General features: G+C 72.9%; 15 protein-coding genes. 7 read left to right on the top strand and 8 right to left on the bottom strand.

The genetic code is table 11. The features are described 5' to 3' along the window. Positions 1-13: 13 nt before the first annotated feature. From ACIP4Z_RS20140 to ACIP4Z_RS20125, 4 genes are all read right to left on the bottom strand, one after another. Positions 14-1,426: an RNA polymerase sigma factor gene (locus ACIP4Z_RS20140; RefSeq protein WP_401309839.1), complete on the bottom strand. Its 1,413-nt coding sequence runs from the start codon at positions 1,424-1,426 to the stop codon at positions 14-16. 65 nt (positions 1,427-1,491) lie between these two features. Then, positions 1,492-1,911 (bottom strand): YciI family protein, encoded by a 420-nt coding sequence (locus ACIP4Z_RS20135; RefSeq protein ID WP_188285869.1) that lies wholly within the window; start codon positions 1,909-1,911, stop codon positions 1,492-1,494. Positions 1,912-2,047: 136 nt separating this feature from the next. Continuing rightward, positions 2,048-3,484 (bottom strand): MFS transporter, encoded by a 1,437-nt coding sequence (locus ACIP4Z_RS20130; protein WP_401309835.1) that lies wholly within the window; start codon positions 3,482-3,484, stop codon positions 2,048-2,050. Positions 3,485-3,555: 71 nt separating this feature from the next. Then, the gene (locus tag ACIP4Z_RS20125) at positions 3,556-4,044 is read right to left on the bottom strand and encodes a MarR family winged helix-turn-helix transcriptional regulator (protein ID WP_401309832.1); all 489 of its coding nucleotides are present in this window, start codon (positions 4,042-4,044) and stop codon (positions 3,556-3,558) included. A gap of 160 nt (positions 4,045-4,204) precedes the next feature. Here ACIP4Z_RS20125 and ACIP4Z_RS20120 point away from each other — a divergent pair, with 160 nt between their 5' ends. Further along, the gene (locus ACIP4Z_RS20120) at positions 4,205-5,656 is read left to right on the top strand and encodes an amidase (protein ID WP_401309829.1); all 1,452 of its coding nucleotides are present in this window, start codon (positions 4,205-4,207) and stop codon (positions 5,654-5,656) included. Positions 5,657-5,664: 8 nt separating this feature from the next. On the opposite strand, the gene ACIP4Z_RS20115 is transcribed toward ACIP4Z_RS20120, so the two are convergent. Beyond that, positions 5,665-6,936, bottom strand: coding sequence for a lanthionine synthetase LanC family protein (locus tag ACIP4Z_RS20115; RefSeq protein WP_401309826.1), 1,272 nt, complete (start codon positions 6,934-6,936; stop codon positions 5,665-5,667). A gap of 24 nt (positions 6,937-6,960) precedes the next feature. After that, entirely contained in the window at positions 6,961-7,425 is a 465-nt protein-coding gene (locus ACIP4Z_RS20110) for an ATP-binding protein (RefSeq protein WP_355336365.1), read from the bottom strand. Positions 7,426-7,597: 172 nt separating this feature from the next. On the opposite strand from ACIP4Z_RS20110, the gene ACIP4Z_RS20105 reads away from it, so the two are divergent. The 3 genes from ACIP4Z_RS20105 to ACIP4Z_RS20095 are packed head-to-tail and all read left to right on the top strand — an operon-like array spanning position 7,598 to position 9,638. Next, complete coding sequence (locus ACIP4Z_RS20105; RefSeq protein WP_401310131.1) at positions 7,598-8,473, top strand: helix-turn-helix domain-containing protein; 876 nt, start codon at positions 7,598-7,600, stop codon at positions 8,471-8,473. Next, entirely contained in the window at positions 8,470-8,715 is a 246-nt protein-coding gene (locus ACIP4Z_RS20100; RefSeq protein WP_401309823.1) for a DUF397 domain-containing protein, read from the top strand. The genes ACIP4Z_RS20105 and ACIP4Z_RS20100 overlap by 4 nt, the downstream gene beginning before the upstream one ends. Before the next feature lie 23 nt (positions 8,716-8,738). Beyond that, positions 8,739-9,638 (top strand): TIGR03619 family F420-dependent LLM class oxidoreductase, encoded by a 900-nt coding sequence (locus ACIP4Z_RS20095; protein WP_391162541.1) that lies wholly within the window; start codon positions 8,739-8,741, stop codon positions 9,636-9,638. Between the two features lie 99 nt (positions 9,639-9,737). On the opposite strand, the gene ACIP4Z_RS20090 is transcribed toward ACIP4Z_RS20095, so the two are convergent. Continuing rightward, the gene (locus ACIP4Z_RS20090) at positions 9,738-10,091 is read right to left on the bottom strand and encodes a beta/gamma crystallin domain-containing protein (RefSeq protein ID WP_355336359.1); all 354 of its coding nucleotides are present in this window, start codon (positions 10,089-10,091) and stop codon (positions 9,738-9,740) included. A 175-nt stretch (positions 10,092-10,266) separates the two neighbouring features. After that, positions 10,267-13,506: a helix-turn-helix transcriptional regulator gene (locus ACIP4Z_RS20085; protein WP_401309818.1), complete on the bottom strand. Its 3,240-nt coding sequence runs from the start codon at positions 13,504-13,506 to the stop codon at positions 10,267-10,269. Between the two features lie 621 nt (positions 13,507-14,127). Here ACIP4Z_RS20085 and ACIP4Z_RS20080 point away from each other — a divergent pair. From ACIP4Z_RS20080 to ACIP4Z_RS20070, 3 genes are all read left to right on the top strand, one after another. Next, positions 14,128-15,408, top strand: coding sequence for a hypothetical protein (locus ACIP4Z_RS20080; protein ID WP_391042920.1), 1,281 nt, complete (start codon positions 14,128-14,130; stop codon positions 15,406-15,408). A gap of 87 nt (positions 15,409-15,495) precedes the next feature. Beyond that, complete coding sequence (locus ACIP4Z_RS20075) at positions 15,496-17,877, top strand: tetratricopeptide repeat protein (protein WP_401309815.1); 2,382 nt, start codon at positions 15,496-15,498, stop codon at positions 17,875-17,877. A 74-nt stretch (positions 17,878-17,951) separates the two neighbouring features. Beyond that, positions 17,952-18,407, top strand: a complete 456-nt coding sequence (locus ACIP4Z_RS20070; RefSeq protein ID WP_355336440.1) for a flavin reductase family protein — start codon at positions 17,952-17,954, stop codon at positions 18,405-18,407. The last annotated feature ends 149 nt before the right edge of the window (positions 18,408-18,556 follow it).

Here is an 18,556-nt window from a genome sequence, read left to right as displayed (position 1 = left end):
CGCCCGGACGGGGTCACGGCATCGGCAGGGCATCGGCCTTGCGGAGCAGCAAGGCGCGTTCGCGGGTGTTGGGGCAGTGGCGGGCGGCGAGCTGGAGTGCGGCGCGGGCTTCGGCGGTGCGGCCGAGGCGGGCGAGGAGTTCACCGCGCACGGTGGGGAGGAGATGGGAGTGGGAGAGGTGACCGGCGGCGGCGAGTTCGTCGACGAGGTCGAGGGCGGGCTGCGGTCCATGGGCCATCGCGACGGCGACCGCGCGGTTGAGGTCCACGACCGGCGAGGGGGCGATACGGCCGAGGGCTTCGTAGAGCACGACGATCCGTTCCCAGTCGGTCGCGGCGACGGAGGGCGCGGAGGCGTGGCAGGCCGCGATGGCCGCCTGGAGGCCGTACGGGCCGAGGCCGCGCCCGACGGTGGAGGCGCGTTCGAGAGCCGCCCGGCCACGGCGGATCGCCGAGCGGTCCCACAGGCGCCGGTTCTGGTCCTCCAGGAGTACGGCCTCGCCGTCGGGGCCGGTGCGGGCGGGGAAGCGGGCGGCGGTCAGTTCGCAGAGGGCGAGCAGACCGTGCACCTCGGGCTCGCGCGGCAGCAGGGCGGCCAGTACGCGGGTGAGCCGGATCGCCTCGTAGGCCAGGTCGGGGCGGAGGAGGTCGTCGCCGGACGTCGCGGTCGACCCCTCGGTGAAGACGACGTAGAGCACGCTGAGGACGCCGCCGAGCCGTTCCCGGCGTTCCTCGGCCGGGGGCAGGGCGAACGGGACCTCGGCGGCGGCGATCGTACGTTTCGCACGGGTGATCCGCGCCTGGACGGTCGGCACCGGCACCAGGAAGGCGCGCGCGATCTCCTCGCTGGCCAGGCCGCCGACCGCGCGCAGGGTCAGGGCCACGCGGGCCTCGGGCGAGAGGACCGGATGGCAGGAGATGAACATCAGGGCCAGGATGTCGTCATCGATACAGTCCGGGTCCCAGGGCAGGTCGGCGTCGGCCGCCGAGCCCACACCCGTATCCGGGCCCGCAGCCCTTCCCGTGGCGACGCCCGTACCCGCGTCCTCGGCCGCCTCCCCCGCGAGCAGCGCGTACCGCTGGTCCAGCGCCGAGCGGCGGCGGAAGGCGTCGATCGCCCGCCGCCGCCCGGTCGCGAGCAGCCAGCCCACCGGGTTCGCCGGTGTGCCGTCGCGTGACCAGCCGACCAGCGCCTCGGCCAGGGCCTCCTGCGCCACGTCCTCGGCCAGCTCGAAGTCCCCGGTATAACGGGCCAGGGCCGCGACGACGCGGGCCGACTCGATCCGCCAGACGGCCTCGACGGCGCGGCGCGCGGCCTCCGTACTGCGGGGAGCCGGTCCGCCGGGAGCCGACCTGTCGGCCCCCGGTCCGTCGGGAGCCGACCCGCCGGGAGCCGACCCGCCCGGAACCGACCCGCCCCGAGCCACCCCGTCAGGAACCGGTCCGCCCCGAGCCACCCCGTCAGGAACCGTCCCGCTCAGATCCGACCCGCTCAGATCTGGCCCGTCCGCTCGCGCCACGCCCGCTCCTTGGTGATCCACTCGTTGTCCTGCGGGAACTCCTCGATGCTCGGCACCCGGCGCACCTCGCACTTCGAACCGGCGACGGCGGGCAGCCGCTTCGCCCACTCGACCGCTTCCTCCTTCGAGGCCACGTCGATCAGGTAGAAGCCGCCGAACAGCTCCTTCGTCTCGCCGTACGGGCCGTCGGTGACCACCGGCGCCTCACCGCTGAAGTCGACCACGACCCCCTGGCCCGGGTCGTCGAGCCCCTCCGCCGCCACCAGGACCCCGGCCCGGATCAGCTCTTCGTTGAACCGGCCGACCGTCTCCAGCATCTCGTCGAACGGGGTCTCCATCATCTTCGCGACGGACTCGTCCGTACCCCGCATGATCAGCATGTACTTCGCCATGACGGCTGTCTCCACTCTGTTCTGTTCCGTGCGTTCAGCGCTGACGCGCTCCGGGGCCGTTTTCCGACCCTCTCACCCCCAAGGTCGAACGGCGCGGGAGCGGATCGACACGGCGGCCGGATCGGATTCGGAGAATTCACGGGACCTGGCCGGAGGCCACCGCCAGGTCGGCGTCCGGGACCGGCCCGGCGTCGGTGTCCGCACCGCCGTGGGACGGCGTGCGGTACGCCCGGAGCGGCGCGTTCGTCGCGGCCACGGCCAGCACCGCCAGGACGGCGGACACCCCGCCGAGGACCAGCGAGAACGGGGCGGAGGTGGCCGAGGCCAGCAGACCGCCCCGGAAGTTGCCGAGTTCGGGCCCCGCGACACCGATCACGTGCTCCACGGAGGAGACCCGCCCCCGGTACGCGTCCGGCGTCTCCAACTGGACCAGGGCGCTGCGCGTGACGACGGACACGGTGTCGGCGGCCCCCGCCGCGGCCAGGCAGCCGAGCGCCAGCCACAAAGGCCCCGCCAGCCCGAACCCGGCCAGCGCCAGGCCCCAGACCACGGCGGCGGAGAGCTGTACGAGGCCGCCGCGCCGCCAGCGGGTCACCGTGCCGGAGAGCAGACCGGCCGTGATGCCCCCGACCGCGACGGCCGAGAGGAACAGGCCGAGGGTCCGCGGGTTGCCGCCGAAGCGGATCTCGTTGACGAGGGGGAAGAGCGCCACGGGCATGGCGAGGAGCGTCGCGGCCAGGTCGGTGGCCATCGAGCCCCAGAGGGTGGGTCGGCGCAGGACGATCCGCCACCCGCCGTGCTCGGCACGCCGCCGCCCGCCGCGCTCGGCACGCCGCCGCCCGCCGCCCTTCCCGAGCGCGCGCCCAAGCCCACCGCCCTTCCCGAGCGCGCGCCCAAGCCCACCGCACTTCGCGCGCCGACGCCAGCCACCGCCCCTCTCGGACGCCGTCCCCTCACCCCCCTCCGGCCGCATCGCCGGAAGACGAATCACCGCGAGCATCGAGACCGCCATGGCCACGGCCTGAATCCCGTACGCGGCGGGGAAATCCCAACGGGCGATGATCAGTCCGGCCGCGGCGGGCCCGGCCAGCATCGCGGCCTGGAAGGAGACGTTGGTGAGGGCGAGACCGGCCGCGACCTGGTCGCCGGGCAGCAGCCGGACGGGAAAGGTGCGCCGGGCGGGAGCGCCGAGCGCGCTGAAGACGGTGGCCAGGGCGACGAGGGCGAGCAGGAGCAGGACGTTCCTGTTGTGGGCCAGGGCCTGGGCGCACAGGGCTGCGGCGACCAGGAGTTGGCCCGTGGTGGTGGCGCGTACGAGCGCGCGGCGGTCGACGGTATCGGCCAACGCGCCGCCGAGCAGCCCGAAGAGCAGCATCGGCAGGCCGGTGGCGAGCCCGATCGCGCCGGTGCCGACCGGGCTGCCGGTGAGGTCCCAGACCTGGGCGAGGACGGCCACATTGGCTATCTGGCCGCCGAGTTGGGAGACGGACGTGCCGATCCACAGGTCGCGGAAGGGCTGACTGCCGCGCAGCGGACGGGTGTCGAGGAACCGGACGCGTATCCGTCCGCTCACGTCGTCCCGCTCACTTCGACCCGCTCACTCACTTTCGGTCCGCTCACTTCGACCCGCTCACTTCGACCCGCTCACTTCTGCGGCTCGACAAGGCGGTTGAGGATGCGCTGGCGCATCGACCGGTGTTCCAGCGCGCGCCGCACCTCCTCGACGACGGCGGTCATGGCGTACGGCACCTCGGCGTCCAGTTCGGCGACGGTCTCGTGGGTGGCGCGCCACTCCGCCTCCAGGAACGGTACGAGCGACCGGCCGCGTTCGGTCAGGTCGATCCGCCGGGTGCGGGCGTCGGGGCCGGGCTCCGAGGTGACCAGGTCCTCCTTGCGCATGGCGGCGACGGTCTGGCTGATCGCGGAGTGCGAGCGGTTCAGGGACTTCGCCAGCTCGCGGATGGTCAGCGGGCCGGTGTGCGCGAGCCGGATCAGCGGATACGCGAACCGGGGCCGTACGCCCGTGATGCCGCGTTCGACGTAGAGCTGCTCGATCTCGGCGTCCATGGCCGCCAGCAGCTCGTGCAGGGTGTGCCAGGGGTCGGGGAGCGCGGTGGGATCAGAAGTTGTCACAGCGCTAATATAACAGCGCTGCGACAATTGCGGAGGCTACGGCTCCGGGCGCGCCGGGGCCGGCCGCGAAGTGGCCCCCGGACCCCGGAGATCGGGGCGACTTTCCCTTGCCCGAATCGACATTTCGTGGCTCCAGCGGACCGCCCGTACGGTCCCTGGCATGGACAGAAGCTTTCAGACGGCGGAAGAACTCCGTGCCGCCCTGCGCGCCGGTGACGTGACCTCGGCGGAACTGACCGACGAGGCGATAGCCCGTATCGAGCGGGACGACGAGGCGGTCAACGCGATCTGCGTGCCGGACTTCGACCGTGCGCGGGCCGCCGCGCGGGAGGCCGACGCGGCGCGGGCCCGCGGCGAGGACCGGCCGCTGCTCGGCATTCCCGTGACGGTCAAGGAGTCGTACGACGTGGCCGGGCTCCCCACGACCTGGGGCATGCCGCAGCACCGGAACCACCTGCCGGCCGAGGACGCGGTGCAGGTGTCGCGGCTCAGGGCCGCGGGCGCGGTGGTGCTCGGCAAGACCAATGTGCCGGTCGGGCTCCAGGACATCCAGAGCTTCAACGAGATCTACGGCACCACCAACAACCCGTGGGACCACGGCCGCACGTCGGGTGGCTCCTCCGGCGGATCGGCGGCGGCCCTCGCGTCCGGCTTCGGCGCGCTGTCCATCGGCTCGGACATCGCCGGTTCGCTGCGCACCCCCGCGCATTTCTGCGGGATCTACGCGCACAAGCCGACGCTCGGGCTGGCGGCGAACCGCGGCATGGCCCAGCCGCCCGCACCGGCGCTGCCGGTCGACCTCGACCTCGCCGTCGTCGGCCCGATGGCGCGCTCCGCGCGCGACCTCACGCTCCTGCTCGACGTCATGGCAGGGCCCGACCCGCTGACGTCCGGTGTGGCGTACGAGGTGAGGCTGCCGCCCGCGCGCCACGAGCGGCTCGGCGACTTCCGGGTCCTGGTCCTCGACCAGCACCCGCACATTCCGACCGGGGCCGCGGTACGGGCGGCCGTGGGCCGGGTGGCCGACGCCCTGGCCGACGGCGGCGCCCGCGTCGAACGGCACAGCCCGCTGCTGCCCGATCTGGCCGAAGCCGCGGTGGTCTACACACAGCTCCTGATGTCGAGTTCCACCGCGCACTTCCCGGTCGAGGCCCAGGAGCAACTGCGGGCCCTCGCCGCCGACTTGAGCCCGGACGACCAGAGTCTGGAGGCGACGCGGCTGCGCGCCATGGTGTTGAGCCACCGCGACTGGCTCGGCGCGAACGGCCGCCGCGAGCTCCACCGGCACGGCTGGCGGCGGTTCTTCGCCGAATTCGACGCCGTGGTCTGCCCGATCACGCCCACCCCCGCCTTCCCGCACGACCACGGCCCCGACCCGAGGCGACGCCGGATCGACATCGACGGCGCCGGGTACCCGTACTTCGACCAGCTCGTCTGGGCCGGTCTGCCCACCATGCCCGGCCTGCCCGCCACCGCCATCCCGGCGGGCCGATCCCCCGAGGGCCTGCCGGTGGGCGTCCAGCTCGTCGGCCCGATGTTCGAGGACCGCACCCCGCTGCGCCTGGCCGAACTGCTCGAACCACTGACCGGCGGCTTCCACCCCCCGACATAACCCCCGCCTCAGCGGGCCGGGGTGGTGGGGTGGTGGTCGGGCCAGGGGAGGGCGTAGGCGGAGGTGGGGGTGGCGGGGCGGGTGAGGCGGGTGAAGCGGAGGAGTTCGCGGACGATGCCGGCGGTGCCCATGGCCCAGCCGGGGTGGGGTTCGAGGGTGCTGGGGGTGGCGCGGTGCTCGATGTTGGACCAGCGGGCGCCCTCGCGGTCGCGGGTGGCGCGGGAGGAGAGGTCGGCGGCGAGGAGTCGGGCGAAGTCCGGGGGGTCGCCCTGTTCCGCCAGCCGGTCGCAGGCGAGGGCGAGGACGCCCGCGGTGCCGCAGCAGCGGCCGTTGTTGTCCCAGAAGCGGGGCCGCAGGCGGCGGGGCAGGCCGGAGTGGGTCACGGTGTGCCAGCAGCGGTCGGCGAGCGACTGCCAGGCGGCGGGCTCGTCGAGGACGTCCCGGAGCAGCCGGAAGACCTGGGCGTCACCGGCCGGTCCGTGACACCAGCCGTAGCTGTAGCGCTCGATGAGTTCGGGCCGGTCCTGCGGGTCGGAGTGGGGTACGAGGAAACCGTCCGGCCCGTCCTCGTCGCGCGCCACGACGTCGGCGGCGCCCGCCCGCGCCAGCTCGACCAGGTCGGTGCGGCCGGTCGCCGAGCCGACGCGGGCCAGCGCGTACACGATGCCGAGCGTGCCGTGCGAGATGTGGTGCAGGCGCGGGGCCGCGTCGGTGCGCACCTCCCAGTGGACGCCCGCCGGGGTCTCCTCGGCCGTCCGCAGATACGGCTCCACGGCGAGCACGGCCAGGTCGGCGTCGCCCATCGCCAACGCGCCCAGGCCGATACCGGCGTTGCCGCCGAGCAGTTCGAACAGCACGCCCCAGCGCGTCCCGTCGAAACGGGAGCGCACCAGGTCCAGGGCCCGCGCGGCGCCTGCCGCGGCCTCCGGGGCGCCGAGTTCGTCGTGGACGGCCCGCAGCGCGAACGCCATGCCGGTCAGGCCGAAGTACAGCGAGCTGCCGTCCCAGCCGTCGACGGCGGCGGCCACACTGCGGGCGGCGCGCACGGCCGCGTCGCCGTACCGGTCGTCCCCGAAGTGCCGCCGCGCTTCGAGGAGTACGGGGATCACACCGGCCGTACCGCTGTAGAGCGAGGCGTTCGGCTCGTCGTCCGAGGGCGTGGTGGTCCAGGCGAGCCCGCCGTCCTCGCCCTCCCGCGCGTTCCCGAGCAGCCAGCGCAGCGCGTCCGCCGACAACTCCTCGACCTCATCCGCTGTTACGTCTGTTGCGTCAGCCGTCATAACGCCCACTTTGGCACGCTCTCGCTACGGGGCCGCTTCCAGGGGAAGGGGGAGGTCGAGTTCGGCGCGGAGCGTCTTGCCGACGGGGTCGCGGGGGAGGACCGACCAGCGGGTGGCGAGGGCTTCGACCAGGAGGAGCCCCCGGCCGGAGTCGGAGAGCGGGGAGGCGGGACGGAGCTGGCCGGGGTCCGGGGGACGGCGTTCCCCGCGGGCGTCGGAGACGTCGATACGGAGCAGGGTCGCCGTGAGGCGGATACGGAGTTCGAAGTCGCGCCCGGCCACGCGGCCGTGGGTGGCGGCGTTGGTCGCCAGCTCGGCCACCAACAGGGCGGCCGTCTCGGCCAGTTCGGTGCCGTGCGCGACACCCCACAGGTGGAGCTCGTTCGACGCCGCGTGCCGCGCCAGCCGGGCCCCGCGCCGCGTGGCGCTGAACCGCTGGCTGAACTCACGTTCGGTCACGGGGAGTTCGTGCATCGTTGGTGCTGTCATACCGCCCAATGTGACCCCGGCCCCGCCCCTCCCACCAGGGTCCCGCCGCGTACGCTGCGCCAGCGTACGCGCACAAAACGTAGACAGTACCCGTCACCCCCTGTGAGCATTGTCCGACTCGATGTGGTCAAACGGGCGGGCGCGCGGGAGGTGGCCGAGGATGGCCGATGGCATGGACGGTGCGGGAGAGGCGGAAACTTCCGCCGGTACGGGTGCCGGCACTCCCGGCAGCGAGCCCGAGACCTCGGACAGCTTGCGCACCTTCGGTGCGTTTGTCCAGGCACTCCGGGAACACGCGCGCCTCAGCCGCGAGGAGTTCGGCAACCAGGTGCGCTTCTCCAAACACACGATCGCCTCGATCGAGCAGGGGCGACGCATGCCCGACGCCGACTTCGTGGACCGCGCCGAACCGGTTCTCGGCAACACCGGGGCCTTACGCAAGGCGCTGGACCATGTCGGGCGGCAGCCCGGCCTCGCGGCCTGGTTCCACCAGTGGGCGCGCCTGGAGAAGACGGCGATCAGCCTGTACACGTACGAATGCCGCCTCATTCCAGGGCTGTTGCAGACGGCGGCGTACGCCCGTGCCGTGTCGGAGAGCGTCCCGCCGCTCGCCAGTGAGAAGGCCGTCGCCGAGCGGGTCGCAGCGCGACTCAAGCGGCAAGAGTTGCTGTCTACCAAGCGTGAACCGCCCTGTGCGTTCAGTTTCATCATCGAACAGGCCCTCTTGGAGCGGCACACAGGTGGCGAGGACATCACGCGTGACCTGCTCGACCACTTGCTGGATCTCACTGCGCGGCACTGGAACGTTGAGTTGCAGATCATGCCGCTGCGATGCCCCTCGCATGCTGGCGTAGACGGTCCCTTGCAACTGCTGGAGACGCGCCAGAACAGGTGGTTCGGATACTCCGAGGGGCAGAAGAACGGTCGGCTGATCGGAGACCTCAAAGAGATCAGCGAGCTCCAACAGCGGTATGCAAAACTTCGCTCGCAGGCTCTGACCCCCGAAGACTCGCGGGGCCTGCTGGAGCGAATGCGAGGAGCCCTATGAACACATCGGATCTGGCCTGGTTCAAGAGCAGCTACAGCAGCGGCAGCGAAGGCGATTGCATCGAAGTGGCCGCCACCTGGCACAAGTCCAGCCACAGCGGATCTCAGGGCGACAACTGCGTAGAGGTCTCGGCCTGCCCGAGCACCGTCCACGTGCGGGACTCGAAGGACAAGGAAGGGCCCCAACTCGCCTTCTCCCCCGCCCAGTGGGCGGACTTCCTGAGCTTTGCGAGCCAACTCTGAGGCTGGCGGGGTAGGAGGAGGCCATGAAGGTCGGATTCGCACTGCCGCAGTTCAACAAGCAGGCTTTCGAGGTCGCGCGGGCCGCCGAGTTCGCGCGCGGGATCGAGTCGGCGGGCGGAGCCAGCCTGTGGGTGGGCGACCGGAATCTGGCCGCCGTCGATCCGAGCGTCGGGTACGGCGGCGGGAGCACGATTCCGCCGGAGTTGAACGCGGCGGCCGATCCGTTCGTCCTGCTCGGCGTGGCCGCGAGCGCCACCGAGCGCGTCCTGCTCGGCAGCCACGTACTGGTGGCGCCGCTGTATCCGCCGGTCCAACTGGCCAGGTCGCTCACGACCGTTGACCTGATCAGCGGGGGACGCCTGCTCGCGGGGTTCGGCGTGGGCTGGTCGCCGGAGGAGTACGAGGCCGCGGGCGTGGACTTCGCCACGCGGGGCGCCAGGATGGACGAGACCCTGGACGTACTCGAAGAGATCTGGACGAAGGACCCGGCCGGGTACAGCGGGGCGCGGTTGTCGGTGCCGCTGCACCACGCGCCGCTGAAGCCCGCGCGGCGGCCCCGGCCGCCCGTGTACCTGGGCGCGCGCTCGGGGCGGGCGCTGCGCCGGATCGGGGAACGCGCCGACGGCTGGCTGCCGGTGTGCGTGGTGCCGGGCTTCGTGGACTTCGACGGCATCGTCCGGCAGCGGGCGCGGGTGGACGAGGCGGCGCGGACGGCGGGCCGCGATCCGCGCGTCATCGACGCGGTCTTGCGCGTCAACATCGAGGCGGGCACGTCCACGGAGCAGGTGGTGACGGTGATCAAGGCCGCGGGCGAACGTACCGGCATCGACCATGTGATGGTCGACACGATGTACAGCGACGCGGGCGTCGACCAGTCCGTGGAGCGGGCCTTGGCGATCCTCGACGGCGTCCGCGCGGGCTGATCCGAGGAGCCGGTACCCCGGCCGGGCGCCGTACGTCGCCCGGCCGCCGGTTCGTACCCTTGCGCGCTCGCGGGCCCGCGGACTCGCAGACTCGCGGGTTCAGAGGATCTGGATGCTCTTGACCCGCGGAGGGCGGTTCGGGAACGTGATGTCGGTCCAGCGGTTGATCCGCACCGAGTCGCCGTTGACGTCGTAGTAGATCAGGTCGTTGTTGCCCGTGACGATCCGGTCGACCCACCAGCCGCCGAAGTCGGTCCGGCCCGAATTCGCGTAACAGTCCACGCTGTCACGGCCGTTGAGGTGCGAGTAGATCTTCAGGTAGTCCGCGCCGCCGACGCACTCGACGTGGTCGATGGCGAAGGCGGGGCCGCTCGGCACGGCGACGGTCAGCGCGGCGGCGGCGGCCAGCGCCATGGTCATCGAGCCGATGACCTTCTTGGCTTTCGAGATCACGCAAATCCCCTTCACACGGAGCCCGGCACCCGGCCCGGCTCGCTCGCTTCTCCGGGCCGGACGGCGGCCCGCCGCTGATCCTGGCGTGATGCCTCTGGCAAATGCGGCAAGCGGAGCGATGTCGTCGGTTTTTGACTCGATCGAGCGAAGGTGTGTTTGTTCCGGGCGCGATTGGTTACGGGGCGGGCTCGGGGCGGGGGCGGTCCGTACGCGCGTAGACCAGGGCGGCTTCGGTGCGGTTGCGGACGCCGAGCTTCTCCAGGATGTGGGAGACGTGGACGGCGACGGTGCGGTCGCTGATGTAGAGGGAGCGGGCGATCTGGCGGTTGCTCTCGCCGCGGGAGAGCAGGGCGAGGACCTGGGCCTCGCGCTCGGTGAGGTCGAGGCGGGCCTGGGCGGCGACGGACCGGGTCGTGGGGTCGGGCGGCCGGGTGAGACGGCCGCGGGTGGCCAGTTCGTGGGCGAGGCGCAACAGCGGTGCTGCGGACAGGGGTTCGGCCAGGCCGAGGCAGGCGGCCAGGGCGCGGCCCGCCTGTTCGCGGCGGCCCGCGCGGATCGCGGTCCCGGCCTCGCGCAGGCGTGCGTACGCCTCGCGGTAGGGCTGGTCGGCGGCGCGCCAGGCGTCGGCGACCTGCCGCCAGGTCGCCCGGTCGTCGGAGCCGTCGGCGCGGGAGTGTTCGGCCGCGGCGAGGGCGCCGAAGGCGGCGACGACGGGTTCGCCGCAGTGGCGGGCGGCGATGGCGGCGGCGCGTTCGGCGAAGGTCACGGCGGAGCCGTCCCAGGCGGCGGGCAGGCCGTGGGGGCGTACCGGGCCCGGCAGCAGGGCGAGTTCGGCGGCGAGGCGGGCGCCGTCGGCGAGCAGCCGGATCTCCTCCTCGGCGAGGGCGCCGCCGCCGACGGCCCGCAGGCCGTGCAGGACGTGGTCGGCGGCTGTCGCCAACTCCCCCGCGTCCAGCGCCTGTTCGGCCTGGCAGGCGTGGCAGGGGCCGAGCAGGCGGGGGTCGTCGGGGGCTTCGGCGAGTACGGCGGTGAGTTCCGCGGTTCGGCGGCGGTCGCCGCGGGCGACGGCCAACTCCAGTTGGAGCAGGTGCAGATAGCGGGTGATGTGGGCGCTGGACTGGCCGACGAGTTCGGCCAGGAGCTGGTCGGCCTCCGGCCAGCGGCCGGTGGCGACGAGGACCGCGGCCGTGTTGAAGTCCAGGACGGCGGTGAGCGGGGGCGGCGCGCCGAGTTCGCTGGCCGCGCGGCGTCCGGTCAGGGCCACTTCGCGCGCCTCCGCGAAGCGGCCCCCCGTACAGAGCAGGTACATGTGGTTGCTGGCCGCGCGCAGGACGTCCTCGACGGAGTCCGTACGGCGGGCCAAGTCGCGTGCGGCGCACAGGGCTTCGAGGCCCGCCTCCAGGTCGCCGCGCTGGGCGCGGACGATGCCGAGGGTGGTGAGGGCGTGGGCGTGCTCGGCGAGGGCGCCGATGCGCTCGGCCATCCGTAAGGCCCGTTGCGCCAGCGGCAGCGCGCCGTCCGGGTCGCCGACCTGGACGCGCATGTCGGCCGCCGCCGCCAGGACTCTGGCTTCGAGGGCGCCGGTCGCCTCGGGCGCCGTGGCCAGGAGCCCTTGCGCCTCTTCCAGTGCGGCGATGGCGCCCCAGGGGTCTCCGGCCTCGCGGCGGTAGGCGCCGAGGCGTTCGAGCAGGCGGGCGCGGTCTTGTGCGTGTGCCTGTGCCTGCGCTTCTGCGTGTGCTTGTGCCTGCCCCTGTACGGCGGCTGCCGCGTGGCTTCCGTCGGCGCGGTACGCCTCGGCCGAACGCGGTCCGTGGCGTGGTGTGTCGAGGGTGGCCGGGCCGCCGCCCGCCGACAGGGCCAGCGCGCGGGTGACGTACTCCGTGGCGCTCTGGGGCTCTCCCGCGTAGCTGGCCGCGCGGGCGGCCTCCGGCCAGAGAGAGGTGGCGGCGGCCTCGGAGAGGTGGTCGGAGAGGGTGACGGCGAGGGCGTAGAGGCGGTGGGCCTCGGGGTACGCGCGGGCGTTGACGGCGAGGCGGGCGGCCGTCAGGGCCGAAGTGGCCGCGCGGGCGGGGCAGTCGGCGAGGTGCCAGTGCCGGGCCAGGAGGGCGGGGTCCGAGGCGGTACGGGCGGCGAGGGCGTGCGCGTAACGGCGGTGCAGGCGGCGGCGCTCGCCCGGGAGCAGGTCGGCGTACAGGATCTGGCGGATCAGGCCGTGCGGGAGGGCGTAACCGTCCTCGGTGGAGGTGAGCAGGCGCTGCTCGACGGCCCGGCGCACGGCGGCCAGCAGCGTTCGCTCGGGTAAGGGGACGGTGGCGGCGAGGAGTTCATGTGTCATGCCGTCGTCGGTCACGGATATCTGGTCGATGACCTCGCGGACGTCGGCGTCCACGCAGCTCACGCGGGCGAGGACCACTTCCGCGATGGACGCGGGCGGCCAGGGGCGGGCCGCCCGCGCCAACTCCTGTGCGTACAGCGGGTTTCCCTCCGCCGCCGATACGGCCGCCGCCACGTCGGCGGCGTCCGCGTCGGCCGGGAGCAGCGCGGTCACCAGCTCGGCGACCTCCGCGTCCGCCAAGCCGCTCAGCCGCAGCCGCGTCACCCTCGGACATCGGCCCAGCTCCGCGAACCAGCGCCGCGCGTCCGCCGTCAGCTCCTCCTCCCTCACCGTGGCCACGATCAGCACCGGCTGTCGTCTCAGCCGCACCGCCAGAAACGCCAGCAGATCGCGCGTGGACGCGTCCGCCCAGTGCAGGTCCTCCAGCACCAGCACCAGCGTCGTACGCGCCGACATCTCCCCCAGCACCCCCAGCACCCGCTCGAACACCCGCTGCCGCGTGGCCGGCCGCCCCCCACCAAACGCGTACGCCGCGCCCCGTCCACCAGCCGGCCCGGTCTCAGCCCACCCGTCAAAGCCCCCGCGCCCGCGCGCAGCACCCGCGACTGCGGGCGCGGGGCCACCCCCCGCATCGCCGGACCCCCTCCCCGCGCCGGAACGGCCGCGCCCACCGCCCACACCGTCCGCCACCGGGCCGCCGTCCGACGGACCGGCCGCACCCCCGAAGCTCCCCGGCGAACGCGCGCCGCCGTCCGGCGAGGGTCCGCGCTCATGGGGAGCGGCACCGGGGGTGGGGTGGGGGGCCGCGCCGGAGGCGAAGAGGTCGCGGAGGGCGGCGATGAAGGGGCCGTAGGCGAGGGTGGGGCCGGTGAGGGGGACGGAGTCGCCGGTGCGGAGGCGGGCGTGGCGGGGGGCGGTGGTGACGAGGGTGGCGAGCTCTTGGACGAGGCGGGTCTTGCCGAGACCCGCCTCGCCGGTGACGAGGAGGAGTTGGGCCTGGCCGGCCGCCGCGCGGTCGAAGGCGGCGACGGCGGCGCGCTTCTCGGGGTACCGCCCGACGAAGGGCGCTGACTTGGTCATGTGCGCAGTGTGAGCACGCGGCAGCGGTGTGTCGACGGCGAAGCGAAGAAGCTGCCATCGGGGGCGGAGCGAAACCGGCCCATTTTCATCGTGGCCGGTACGGGCGTTCCGCAAAGGCCGCGTGAAGGTTTGGTGCCTGGTGGCGGACGGTGTTCGCTCACCGGACGCGGCGGGAATCCGGCGTAATTCCCCGCGCCGCGCCCCGGCGGCGGTCTCGTATCTGTCGCAAACAGAAATCCGTGAAGTCCCCGGCCGTACACGGGTATACGCCGAAAAGGGGTCACCCGGTGGTCGTGGACGAGTACATCTAGTCAATTCCCACATACGCGCCTACGTCATGTTGCAGACGTGCGCGAGCGCTTTACCACCGCATAGTTGGCCCGGTTCGGCCCGGCGGCCAGCCGCGGCCGAAGACCGCTCGACGGAACCGGGAGGAGGAAACCCCATGAAGAAGATGTCGATCCGCAAGGCCGGCACCATCCGCCTGACCAGCTCCGCGTACTACTGCTGCTCGGCCCTCTAGCAACACCGCCGGAGCCGGGCCCTGTTGACCACTTCGCGCAGGCCCCGGCTCCGGTGACCGGCTCCGGTCACCGACTTCCCCGTAGAGAGGCACCCCGCATGACCGTGACCTCGTCGGACGGCACCACGACCGCGCCGGACGGCGGCGGGGGCGCGGTCCTGCTGCACAAGCTCACGATGATCCCCGAGGACGACGGCGTGATGGTCGGCCGTCCGGACACCGCCTCGTACGCCGTCTTCCCCGAGGAGGGCGCTGAGGCGCTGCGGATGCTGGAGGCCGGGGTGCCGGTGGCCGAGGTGGCCGCCTGGTACGAACGGACCTGCGGCGAGCCGCTGGACGTGGACGACTTCCTCGACGTCCTGGCCGATCTGGGGTTCCTGCGCGGGGACGGCGAGGACGAGCCGGCCGGCCCGGTGCGATGGCAGCGGCTCGGCGCCTGGACGTTCTCCTGGCCCGCCTGGCTGGTCTACCTCGCGCTGATGGTGACCGCCGCCGCCTGGATGATCAGGGACTCGTCGCTGCGGCCCTCGTACCACGACGTGTTCTTCACCGACCATCTCGCGCTGATCCCCATTGCCCTGACGGTCGTTCAGATCCCCTGCATCCTCGTGCACGAGGGCTATCACGCCCTGTCCGGGCGGCGGTTGGGGCTGCCGTCCACGCTCACGATCAGCCGCCGGCTGTACTACCTGGTCGCCGAGACCCGGCTGGACTCGCTGTTCAGCGTGGAGCGCAAGCGGCGCTATCTGCCGTTCGTGGCCGGGATGCTGGCCGACGCCGTGCTGATCTCGGGCCTGACGCTGCTGGCCGTGGCGCTGCGCGGACACGGCCCCGCGTGGATCTCCGCCCTGATGCTGGCGATCTCCTTCACGTGTGTGATGCGGCTGCTGTGGCAGTTCATGTTCTACCTGGAGACCGACCTCTACTACGTCCTCACCAACGCCCTGCGCTGCTCCGACCTCCAGAACGCCGCCCGCTTCCAGGTGCGTACGCTCTTCCGCCGCTGGACGCGCAGGCCGCCCCCGGTGGCCGACCCCGACGCCGAATGGTCCGACCGCGACCGGCGGATGGCGCGCTGGTACGCGCCGATGCTGGTGGTCGGTTACGGATTCTCGCTCGGCAGCCTGCTGTGGGCGGGGATTCCGACCACCGTGCACTTCTGGTCGCAGATCAACAACCGCTTCAGCGATTCCGGGACGGCCACCAGCGGGATTCTCGACGCGATCAGCTTCGTCGGCCTCACCGCACTCCAGTTCGGGCTGCTGCTTTACGTGACAGTACGGGACCGGCGCGCCGCGAAGGAATCCCGTGGGGATTCGGAACGGGAAGAGGAGCAGGGCCCGAACGGCCAGGAGCCGGAAATCGCAGGCGTCGCTTAAAGCACGCCTTTCCTCTTGGAGCGCTTGGCTCGCTTCCCCCGCTTTGTTCGCTCACCCCGCTTTGTTCGCTCGCCCCGCTCAGCTCGCATGAACCCCACGAACCTCAGGAACTCCCAGGAACTCCAGGACCACAAGGAGCACTTCATGACCTCGTCCCCGCCTCGGCACTGCTGGGTCGCCGCCACCTGCACCGCCGCCGACCCCGCCGACCCGGCCGGTTCCGTCACGTACGGCGACCTCCCGCCCGCGCCCGAGCCCGACATCGACGTGCGCTGTCACCGCCGGCTGCGGGGCCCGTACACCGGGGGCGGGGCCCTGCTGCGCGCGGTGATCCCCGAACTGGCGGGCGAGCACGACGAGTTCATCGCCGCGCGGGCCACCGAGGTGATCTCGCTCGCACCCGACCTGGCACCCCGGGTGCCGATCGCGCCGCAGACGCTGACCGCACTCGCCAGCCGCGCCGAGCGCACCCGCTTCTACTCCGTCGCCCGTACGCTGCGCGTCTCGCACGGCGTCGCCGAGCTGCTGACGGACTGGGCGCGTACCGTCCGCCCCGGTGGTACGGTGATCCGCTTCCGTGAGCTGGACGACGCCGACCCCACCGACCGTGAGCTGGTCTCCGTCCTGCTGCGGCGCTGCGACCCGACCGTCCTGCGGCTGGTGGTGGAGACGGACGGTCTCGCCGACGACGAGTTGGGGCAGGCGCTGCGCACGTACGCCGACCGGGCCGCGCCGGAAGCGGCCGGGACCCCGGACGAGCTGCCGGACGAGCGGCCTGCCGAGCTGCCGGACGAGCACCTGGACGAGCGCCTGGAGGGCGCCGATCTCGCGCAGCTCTTCATCGACGCGGACGGCACCAGCAAGGACCCGCGACTGATCGCCGCCTACGAGGCGTTGGACCCGGCCGAGCGGGCCGCCCGGCACAGCGCCCGCGCGGAGCTGCTGGCCGAACGCGCCGAGCCGGGTGTGTCGTTGGGCGCGCACCTGTACCACCTGGAGCACGGCACCGACCCGGCGGCCGGGGCGGGCACCGCCTTCGTGGACGCCTGCGAGTCCTGCTTCGACAGCGGCTTCTACGAGGCGGCGCTGGAGATCTCGCAGCGCGGGCGGGCGCTGTTCGGCGACGCGCGGCCCAAGCCGTACTGGAACCTCACCAACAAGATCGGCGCGTGCCTGTCGTATCTGCGGCGCGGCGAGAAGGGCTTCTCGTACTTCGCCGAGCTGCGGTCGGGCAGCACCGAGCCCGAGATCCACATGAATAGCTGCTACATGATGGCGATGCTCTACACCCGCCACCTGCCCAAGGGCATGCACGACGAGATGCGGGCGCTGGAGTGGGTCAACACCGCGATCGCCATCGCGGACTGGAACCCGGACCCGCACCGCCGGGTCTTCGTGGGCGCCTTCATGCGGAACGCGAAGGCGCTGGTCGAGCTGCACCGCGCCGACCTGGACGCGGCGCTGGCGCTGGTCAACGACGCCATCGCGATGACGGACGAGGATCTCGGCCCGGACGAGCAGCTTCTGCACCGCTCGGTGCTGCGCTACAACCGCGCGCAGATCCTGGCCGCGCGCGGCGACCACGAGGGCTCGCTCGCCGACTACGACCTGGTGATCAGCCGCGACCCCGACTACGGCGACTACTACTTCGAGCGGGCCGGAGGGCGGCGCGCCAACGGGCAGTTCGACGCGGCGCTCGCCGACTACGCCGAGGCGATCCGGCTCAGCCCGCCGTTCCACGAGGCGCACTTCAACCGGGCCGATCTGCTGCGGGAGTTGGGCGACGAGGAAGCCGCGCTGCGCGATCTGGACTATGCGGCGATCCTCGACCCCGGCCACGTCGACACCCTCGTCAACCGGGCCGACCTGCTCATGGCGCTCGGGGAGATCGAGCAGGCGACGGCGGACGTCGAGGCGGGCCTAGCGCTGGACTCCAAGAACGCCAACCTGCTGTGCGCGCAGGGGACTCTGCTCGCCGAGTCCGAGCAGGTCGACGCGGCCTTCACCAGTTTCACCGCCGCCCTGGAGTCCGACCCGTCGTTCGTGGCCGCCTGGGTCAACCGGGCCGTGCTCTCGTACTCCGCCGGGCGGCTGCCGGAGGCCGTGGACGATCTGGACCACGCGATCGAACTGGCCGACGACCCGGTGCTGCGCGGCAACCGGGCGCTGGCGCTGTACGACCTGGGCGCGTACGAACGGGCCCTGGCCGACCTGGACATCGCGATCCCGGCGCTCGCCGACGAGGACCCCGACCTGCTCTACCGGCGCGGCGCCGTACGCCTCGCGCTCGGCGAGACGGACGGCGCCTTCGCCGACTGGCGCGACCACCTGGCGGCCTACGGGGAGGGCGAGGCGTCGCCCTTCGTGGAGGAGATCGCCGAGCGGATGCGGGAGTTCGTGCCGGGCGACGGGGAGTCGGCAGCGGGCGGCCGGGAGTCGGTACCGAGCGGCCGGGAGGGCGCGGCGTGACCGCGTCCGCCGAGGCGCCCGCCTCCGTAACGGAGTTGGAGGCAGGTGTGGGGCCCGGCCTCTACCGGGCGGTGATGCGGCAGCACGCGAAGGGCGTCGCCGTCATCACCGCGGGCGAGGACGCCGGGCCGCCGGTCGGCTTCTGCGCCACCTCGCTGACGTCGGTCTCCCTCGACCCGCCGCTGGTCTCCTTCACCGTCGGCCTGCACGCGGCGTCCTTCACCGCCGTGGAGAGCGCCCGCCATGTCGCCGTCCACCTGCTCGCCGAGGGCCAGGAGGACACCGCCCGGCGCTTCGCCCACGGCGGGGCCGCGAAATTCGGGGCGGCCACCGCCTGGCACCGGGGGCCGCGCGGCCTGCCCGTGCTGGACGACGTCCTCGCCGCGCTGATCGTCTCCCTCGTCCAGCTCGTGCCGGTCGGCGACCACGCCCTGGCCATCGGCCGGGTCGTCGAGGCCACCCACGCGCCCTCCCCCGCCCGGCCGTTGATCCACCACGACGGCGCGTTCGTCCATCTGGCGCTTCCCTAGGGTGTGTTGACGGCCCGGCGGGACGACCCCGCGGACTCCCCGTCCACGGTTCGGTGGACAGCGGAGTACCCGTACGGTCGTCCCGCCGGGCCGTCCGCGCGGTCGACCGGCTCGGCGCCCGGCCGGAGCGCCCCCGGCTGTCCGGGCGC

Origin of the sequence: Streptomyces sp. NPDC088910 (assembly GCF_044749865.1) — a bacterium.
In the GTDB taxonomy this organism is placed as follows: Bacteria; Actinomycetota; Actinomycetes; order Streptomycetales; family Streptomycetaceae; genus Actinacidiphila.
Note: the sequence above shows the minus strand (reverse complement) of the source record. Positions and strands in the feature narration are given on the sequence as shown.

Excerpts from the sequence above, each read along its gene's own strand:
- ACIP4Z_RS20085 (WP_401309818.1), bottom strand. The coding sequence starts at position 13,506 with ATGACCAAGTCAGCGCCCTTCGTCGGGCGGTACCCCGAGAAGCGCGCC.
- ACIP4Z_RS20110 (WP_355336365.1), bottom strand. The coding sequence starts at position 7,425 with ATGACAGCACCAACGATGCACGAACTCCCCGTGACCGAACGTGAGTTC.
- ACIP4Z_RS20135 (WP_188285869.1), bottom strand. The coding sequence starts at position 1,911 with ATGGCGAAGTACATGCTGATCATGCGGGGTACGGACGAGTCCGTCGCG.
- ACIP4Z_RS20100 (WP_401309823.1), top strand. The coding sequence starts at position 8,470 with ATGAACACATCGGATCTGGCCTGGTTCAAGAGCAGCTACAGCAGCGGC.
- ACIP4Z_RS20115 (WP_401309826.1), bottom strand. The coding sequence starts at position 6,936 with ATGACGGCTGACGCAACAGACGTAACAGCGGATGAGGTCGAGGAGTTG.
- ACIP4Z_RS20075 (WP_401309815.1), top strand. The coding sequence starts at position 15,496 with ATGAACCCCACGAACCTCAGGAACTCCCAGGAACTCCAGGACCACAAG.
- ACIP4Z_RS20095 (WP_391162541.1), top strand. The coding sequence starts at position 8,739 with ATGAAGGTCGGATTCGCACTGCCGCAGTTCAACAAGCAGGCTTTCGAG.
- ACIP4Z_RS20070 (WP_355336440.1), top strand. The coding sequence starts at position 17,952 with ATGCGGCAGCACGCGAAGGGCGTCGCCGTCATCACCGCGGGCGAGGAC.
- ACIP4Z_RS20120 (WP_401309829.1), top strand. The coding sequence starts at position 4,205 with ATGGACAGAAGCTTTCAGACGGCGGAAGAACTCCGTGCCGCCCTGCGC.
- ACIP4Z_RS20080 (WP_391042920.1), top strand. The coding sequence starts at position 14,128 with ATGACCGTGACCTCGTCGGACGGCACCACGACCGCGCCGGACGGCGGC.
- ACIP4Z_RS20105 (WP_401310131.1), top strand. The coding sequence starts at position 7,598 with ATGGACGGTGCGGGAGAGGCGGAAACTTCCGCCGGTACGGGTGCCGGC.